This is a genomic window from Roseisolibacter sp. H3M3-2 (genome assembly GCF_029211165.1).
GTDB lineage: Bacteria > Gemmatimonadota > Gemmatimonadetes > Gemmatimonadales > Gemmatimonadaceae > Roseisolibacter.
Genome location: NZ_JARGEK010000265.1, coordinates 1 through 6,989 on the forward strand (window position 1 = coordinate 1; position 6,989 = coordinate 6,989).

The 6,989-nt window shown below is 78.0% G+C and carries 6 protein-coding genes; 4 read left to right on the forward strand and 2 right to left on the reverse strand.

Features of this window, described 5'->3' with window-relative positions:
• Positions 1–3: 3 nt before the first annotated feature.
• The gene (locus tag PYV61_RS18250; protein WP_275834251.1) at positions 4–2,133 is read right to left on the reverse strand and encodes a BTAD domain-containing putative transcriptional regulator; all 2,130 of its coding nucleotides are present in this window, start codon (positions 2,131–2,133) and stop codon (positions 4–6) included.
• A 135-nt stretch (positions 2,134–2,268) separates the two neighbouring features.
• On the opposite strand from PYV61_RS18250, the gene PYV61_RS18255 reads away from it, so the two are divergent.
• The 4 genes from PYV61_RS18255 (at position 2,269) to PYV61_RS18270 (ending at position 5,331) form a co-directional block, all read left to right on the forward strand.
• Positions 2,269–3,501 (forward strand): alpha/beta hydrolase, encoded by a 1,233-nt coding sequence (locus tag PYV61_RS18255; RefSeq protein WP_275834253.1) that lies wholly within the window; start codon positions 2,269–2,271, stop codon positions 3,499–3,501.
• An 8-nt stretch (positions 3,502–3,509) separates the two neighbouring features.
• Positions 3,510–4,112, forward strand: coding sequence for a hypothetical protein (locus PYV61_RS18260; protein ID WP_275834255.1), 603 nt, complete (start codon positions 3,510–3,512; stop codon positions 4,110–4,112).
• Positions 4,113–4,474: 362 nt separating this feature from the next.
• Entirely contained in the window at positions 4,475–4,897 is a 423-nt protein-coding gene (locus PYV61_RS18265; RefSeq protein WP_275834257.1) for a hypothetical protein, read from the forward strand.
• 56 nt (positions 4,898–4,953) lie between these two features.
• Positions 4,954–5,331 (forward strand): hypothetical protein, encoded by a 378-nt coding sequence (locus tag PYV61_RS18270; RefSeq protein WP_275834259.1) that lies wholly within the window; start codon positions 4,954–4,956, stop codon positions 5,329–5,331.
• A 105-nt stretch (positions 5,332–5,436) separates the two neighbouring features.
• Here PYV61_RS18270 and PYV61_RS18275 read toward each other — a convergent pair.
• Positions 5,437–6,989, reverse strand: a 1,553-nt coding sequence (locus tag PYV61_RS18275; protein ID WP_275834261.1) for a S41 family peptidase, incomplete at its 5' end; no start/stop codon positions are given.

The following is a 6,989-nucleotide window of genomic DNA, read 5'->3' on the forward strand; positions in this document are numbered from 1 at the left end:
TTCCTAAGACCGCTTGGCCTCCGACTTCGCGCGCAGCGCCGCCGCCGGCGCCGCGTGCCCGTGCGCCCGCAGCTCCCACGCCCCCTCCACCAGCACGCGGCGGCGCACCGCCTCGCCGTCCCACCGCTCGTCGCGCGCGCGGCGCGCCAGCGCCCGCACCCCCTCGGCGTCCCCGACCGGCCCGAGCGCGCGCGCCATGTTCAGCAGCGTCACGTTGCGCGTCGGGAACTGCCGCACGCCGCGCCGCGCCGCCGCCAGCTCCTCGTCGTGCCGCCCGAGCGCGTGCAGCGCCGCCGTCGTCCAATTCCAGTAGAAGGGGACCACCAGCAGCACGCCGCGGTCCGGCGCGAGCGGCGCCAGCGCGGCCAGCGCCTCGGGCGTCGGCACGCCGGCCACCGCGACGTGCGCCAGGTGCGCGTGCGACTCGGGCGACGCGGGCGCGCTCCGCGCCAGCTCGCGCTCCGCGCGCAGCGCCTCGGCCGCGTCGGCGGCCAGCTGCGCGCGCAGCATCGCGTACGCCGACCGCTCCAGCCCCGACAGCGCCGCGGCGTGCGGCGCCACCGCGCGCAGCGTCGAGTCCAGCCCCGCCCACTCGCGGCGCTCGGCGTGGAAGACGCCGCGCATCAGCCGCGGCACCATGTACGTCGAGTCGAGCGCGATCGCGCGCGCGGTGTGCGCGAACGCCCCCTCGAAGTCGGAGCGGTAGTAGCGCTCCCACGCCGCGCTGGTCTCGCGGTATCCGTCGTACGACATGGGCGGCGCGCGGCCGACCCCCGCCCCCGCCGCCGACGTGTCCACCGACGCCGCGACCAGCGCCGCGGCGCGACGCCCCACGCGCGTCGCCAGCCCCTGCAGGTCGTCCCGCGCCCCGCCCACCGCGCCCAGCGCGCGGCGGAGCTTCCCGCTGGCGGCGTCGACCACCTGCGCGTGGACGCGCACCGTGTCGCCGTCGGCGTAGTACCGCCCGGTGATCACCGTCGCCGCCCCCGTCTCGCGGGCCAGCGCCACCGCGCGGTCGCCGTCGCGCAGCAGGCGCGGCATCCCCTCCACCACCCGCGCCGTCAGCGACGCCGTGCGCGCGTCGACGACGTCCAGCTCCCCGGCGCCGGCCAGCTCGCCCGCCGTCAGGTCGGCCACCAGCTCGCCGAACGCGTCCAGCGACGGGTCCCCGGTCCGGTTCTCCAGCGGCGCCACCACCACGCGCCGCGGCTCGGCGGCCAGCGCGTCGCGCGTGACCAGGGCGAGCAGCTGCGCCCGACGCGCCTCGGGGAGCGCCGCCATCCACGCCGCCGCCGCGGCGGCGAGCAGCAGGAGCGCGGCGGCCGGCCACCGCCACGGCCGGCGTCTCGCGACGCCCGGACGGTCGGGCTCCGCGGCCGACGCGACGAGCGGTGCGACGAGCGGTGCGACGGCCGGCGCGTCGACCGGGATGGCGACCGGGGCGACCGCCGGCGTCCTCGGGGGCGCCGCCCGCAGCTCGGCGGCGTAGGCCTCCACCGCGCCGTCCGGGGGGAGCTCGTACTCGTCGGCCAGCAGCCGCGCGTGCACCCGCGCGTGCCCGATCGCCGCCGCCCGGTCTCCCTCCCGCTCCAGCGCCCGCATCAGCCCGAGCGTCGCCGCCGCGTCGGCCGGATCGTCGGCCGCGAGCCGCCGCCACGACTCCGGCGACCCGTCCTGCTCCGCCAGTCGGCGGGCGGCATCGCGCCACAGACGCCGCAGGCACTCGCGTTCGCCGTCCGCCCAGCGGTCGAACCCGGGCGCGTCGGGCACCGAGAAGCCGTCGGCGAACGGGCCGCCGTAGGCCGCCACCGCCGCCGCCAGGTCGCCGCGCGCCAGCGCCTCCCGGAACTCCGCCACGTCGCTCGGGAGCACACTTGGGTCGAGTCGCAGCTCGTCGGTCCCGGTCACCGCCCCCGGCGGCAGGTCGCGCCGCAGCAGGTGGAGCCACTGGGACAGGGTGTGCCGCGCCCGCGCCTCCTCCTGCTCCGGCCACAGGCACCCGACCAGCCGCTCGCGCGCCATCCCGTCCGAGGCGGCGAGCATCGCCAGCAGCGCCAGCCGGCGGCGCTGCGACATGGCGCCGGCGACCGGTCGGCCGTCGTCGAGCAGCGCGAGCGCTCCGAGGGTCCGCAACCGCAGCATGGCGGCCGTTTGATGCGCGTTTGACGCGGCAGAGAGAGGTCCCGCGAAGGATGACGCTACCCCGCCGCCGGTCCGCCCACAAGGAAGGGACCGCCGGCCGTCCGCCCTCCGCACCGGAGACCGCCCATGCCCGCCGTCCGCCCCGCCGTCGCCGCCGCCCTCCTCCTCGGCGCCTGCGCCGACCCGACCGCCGTCCCCGCCCCGGCCGTCGCCGCCGCGCTCCGGCCGGCGCGCGCCGTCGTCACCGAGCCCGCCGCCGGCCCGTGGGCCCGCGTCGTCGAGGGGGAGACCGGGCCGGGCGCCGAGTACGCCCTCCACGTCCCGCGCGCCTGGAACGGGACGGCCGTCTACTACGCGCACGGCTTCCGCGACGCCGGCACCGAGGTCGGGATGCGCGACCAGGACGAGTTCTACGCGATCCGCGAGGCGCTCGGCGCGCAGGGGTACGCGGTCGCCGCGTCGAGCTACGCCCGCAACGGCTTCGCGGTGAAGGACGGCGCGCAGCGCACCCACCAGCTGCGCGGGCTGCTGGCCGCCCAGCTCCCCGCCCCGGCCGCGCGCAGCCTCCTCGTCGGCCACTCGCTCGGCGCCGCGATCGCCCTCGACCTCGCCGAGCGGTACCCGGCGCAGTACGACGGCGCGCTGCTGATGTGCGGCATGGTCGGCGGCACGCTGCTCCAGACGCAGTACCTCGGGCACGTCCGCGCGCTGGCCAGCCACTTCTTCCCGTCCATCCCGGGGAGCCCGCTGGTCGCGTCGCCGGTGCCGATCACGATCCCGATGGTCGCGAACGCGGCGCTCGCCAACCCGGCCGGGCTGTTCGCGATCGCCAGCACGCGCCAGACGCCCCTGCCGCACGCCCCCGGCCCGATGCTGGTGCAGACGCTCATCGGCTCGCTGTACGGGGCGCTGTCGTTCCACTCGCGCGGCATCGACGACGTGCTCGCGCTGACGCACGGGCAGACGCCGTTCGGCAACGCGGGGGAGACCTACGCGCGCGGCGCGACCGTCGGCCCCCTCCCGCCGGCGGCGCTCGACGCGCTGATCGCCGGCGCCGACGCGGCGGTCGCGCGCTTCACCCTCGCGCCGTCGGCCGAGGCGTACCTGTCGCACCACTTCACGCCGACGGGGAACCTGCAGCGCCCCGTCGTCACGGTGCACAACCGCTTCGACCCCGCCGTCCCGTACTTCCACGTCGACGCGCTGCGCGCGCGGGCCGTCGCCGCGGGGGCCGCCGACCACCTGCTGGAGCGCGCGCCGCTCGGCGCCAGCCACTGCGCGATCTCGGCGGCGCAGGCGCTGTCCGGCTTCGGCGAGCTGGCGCAGTGGGTCGCCACCGGGCAGAAGCCCGCGCCGTGAGCGCCGCCATGCGCCGCGCCCTCCTCGCCCTCGCGCTCACCGCGCTCACCGCCCGCGCCGCCGCGGAGGCGGCGGCGCAGGCGCCCGTCGCCCCGGGCGACCGCGTCCGCGTCGACCTCCGTCCGTCCGGCGCCCGCGTGGTCGGGAGCGTCGTGGCGAGCGACGCCGACACGCTGCGGCTGGTCGTCCGGGAGGGCGACCGGCCCGACACCCTCGCGGTCCCGACGGCGCGCCTGCACGGCGTGTGGCGGTCGGCGGGACATCGCACCCACGTCGCGCGCAACGCGCTCGTCGGCGCCGGCAGCGGGGTGGCGGCGGGCGTGCTCACCGCGGCCACCTACGACGAGGCCGCCGACGGCGGGTGGTTCCACATCACGCCGGCCGACGCCGGCGTCATCGTCGGCCTGGCGGTCGGGGTCCCCGCGGCGGGCGTCGGGGCCCTCACGGGACTCGCGCGCACGGAGGCGTGGGAGCGCGTCCCCCTCCCCGCCGTCCGGACCGCGCACGCGGGCCTCGCGGTCCGCCCGCGCGTCGGCACGACGCGCGTCCCCGTGCGCGGCGCCCCGCCGGCCCGCGCGCTCACCGTCGGCCTCACCCTCCGACCCCGCTGACGTGCGCCGCACCGCCGTCCTCCTCGCCCTCTCGCTCGCCTGCGCCGCCGGCGCGGGCGCGCAGGACTCCACGCGCGCGGCGCGCCGCCGCGGCCCGCTCTCGGTCGTGCGCCCGGTGTTCGAGGGCGCGGTCGGCGGCCTGGTGCTCGCCACCGGCTACGTCTCCTCTGGCGGCGAGGGGTCGCCGATGCGCGACGAGGACGCGGTGCGCCTCGGCGTCGGCGCCGGCGTCGCCGCGGCGCTCGTCGTCTACGCCGCGTCGGCCTCGTTCGCGCCCGGCGACGAGGACCGCCCGCGGCTGCACGCGACGGTCGGCGCGACGAGCGCCGGCGCCCGCGACTACGCGCTCGCCCTCCGCGCCGGTGCGCGGGCCGCTCGCCCTCGAGGCCGCGGCGCTCGTGCGCAACGCCTCCACCCGCCGACTCGGCGAGGAGACGCGGTGCGGCGGCTTCTTCGGCTGCGTCACCGGCACCTACGTGCAGGACTACCGCTACGAGCAGACGATGGCCGTGCTCGGGCGCGCGGCCTGGCGCCTCGCCACGGGGCGCCGCCTCACGCCGGTCCTCACGCTCGGCGCCGGCCCCGCGCGCTCGCGCGTGGAGACGATGGACGGCGGCGTCGCGCGCCGCAGCGACGTGCTGGCCGAGGGCGCCCTCGCCGTCGAGTTCGGGCGCGTCAGCCGGTTGACGGCGGAGGCGGCGGCGCGCGGCCCGGTGTCGCGCGGCGCGACGGTGCGCGGCCCCGAGCTGGCGCTGCGCCTCGGGCGCGCCTTCGGCTACCGGTGAGGCGGCGACGAGGGGCGGGGGGCGGTGGCCGGCGCGCGCGGCGTTAGCTTCCCCGCATGTTCTCCCACGCCTTCTACAACGTCGTCCACATCGTGGGGATCGTGCTCGTCATGTCCGCCCTCGGCGCGACGGCGATCCACGCCCTCAACGGCGGCACCCGCCAGACCAACCGCGCCCGCGGCCTCGTCGCCGCGTTGCACGGCACGGGCGTCGTGCTGATCCTCATCGGCGGCTTCGGCATGCTGGCGCGCCTCGGCTTCCGCCACGGCGCGATGTTCCCCGGCTGGCTGCTCGTGAAGCTCGCCGTGTGGGTCACCATCGCCGCCCTGCTGTTCGTCCCGTACCGGCGGCCGGAGCTGGCGAAGCCGGTGTACCTGCTGCTCCCCGTGCTGGGCGGGCTGGCGGCGTACATGGCCATCTACAAACCGCTGTAACGGCGGGAGTCGTCACGGCGGGAGTAGAAACAGCGGGAGTCGTGAGTGCGCACTGCGCCGTTACGACTCCCGCTTTCGCGACTCCCGTCGTGACGACTCCCGCCGCTACTGGATCGTCGCCAGCAGCTCGCGCACGGCGGCGTCCAACTGCGAGTCCCGCGCCGAGTACCACTCCCCGATCGGCCGCTTCACGCTCACGTCCACGGGGCGCGGCTTCAGCTCCATGTCGGTCCCGTCGGCGCCGGTGACGCGCTGGCGCGGGAGGCGGAGCACCGAGCCGTCGAGCATCGGCACGTTCCACGTGTAGATGATCCACCCCGCGGTCGGCTCGCCCACGACCTTGCCGAGCTTCAGCGCGCGGTACCCCTCGGTGAAGTCCTCGGCATCGGAGAGCGAGTGCTGGTTCACCACCAGCACCGTCGGCCGCTCGAGCGCGCGCTGGCCGAGCTGCGCGCGCGCCGACGCCGGCTCGTCGCCGCGGATGCGCATCGTCAGGTACGGGCGCCGCGCGAACACGTCGAGCGCGTAGGCGTTCACGAAGCCGCCGTTGTTGTTGCGCAGGTCGACGACCACGCCCTGCTTCCCGAGGTTCTCGGCGTCGAGGTCGGCGTAGAGCTGCGCCAGCGAGCCCGCGCTCATGTCGGGCATGTGCACGTAGCCGAGGCGCCCGCCGCTCGCCTGCTCGACGTAGGCGCGGCGCGACTCGACCCAGGCGCGGTAGAGCAGCCCCTTTTCGGCCTGCGTGCTCACCGGGCGCACCGCCACCTCGCGGCGCGCGCCGCCCGCGCCGGCGAGCGTCAGCGACACGCGGCGCCCGCCCGTGTACGCGAGCAGCGAGTCGAGGTTGGTGCCGGCGCGCACCGGCGTCCCCTCCACCGCCGCCAGCGCCTCGCCGACGCGCACGCCCGCGAGCGCGGCGGGGCCGAGCGGGATCACCTCGGTGACGCGCAGCGCGCCGTCGCGCTCGAACGCCGCGCGGTCGAAGCGCACGCCCAGCCGCCCGGTCGACGGCGGGCCGCCGCCGGGGCCGTTCACGCCGAGGTGCGACGCGTTCAGCTCCCCGACCATCAGCCCCAGCACGCGCCGCAGCTCGTCGGGGGTGCGCGACGCCGCGACGTGCGGCGCGACGCGCGCGCGCACCGCGTCCCAGTCGGCGCCGTGGAACTTCTCGTCGTAGAAGTGGTCGCGCAGCCACCCCCACGCCTGCCCGAACACGACGTCCTTCTCGCGCGCGAAGTCGACCTCCATCTCGGCGGCCACCTGCACCGGGCGCACCGCGCGCGACTCGACCGTCACCGCCTGCGGGCGCCCGTTCTCGCGGAACCACACCTCGCGCCCGTCGGCCGACCACTGCGCGTCGGCCTTGCCGCCGGCGGTGCTGGTGAGCTGGCGCGCCACCGGCTCCGCCGTCGCCAGCTCGTCGAGGGGCCACAGCCACAGGTTCGACTGCCCCGCGGCGCCCGCGGTGAGCAGCAGCTGCCGCCCGTCGGGGCTCGGCGCCACGGCCTGCACGTCGAGCCCCGTCTGCAGGAGCGTCAGCCGCTGCCGGATCCCGTCGAACTCGATGCGGGTGGCGGGGCGCCGAGCGCCGGCCGCGGGACGCGTGGCCCGCGCCGAGTCGGCGCGCGCGGTGTCCGCGGGGCGCGCCCCGCTGTCCG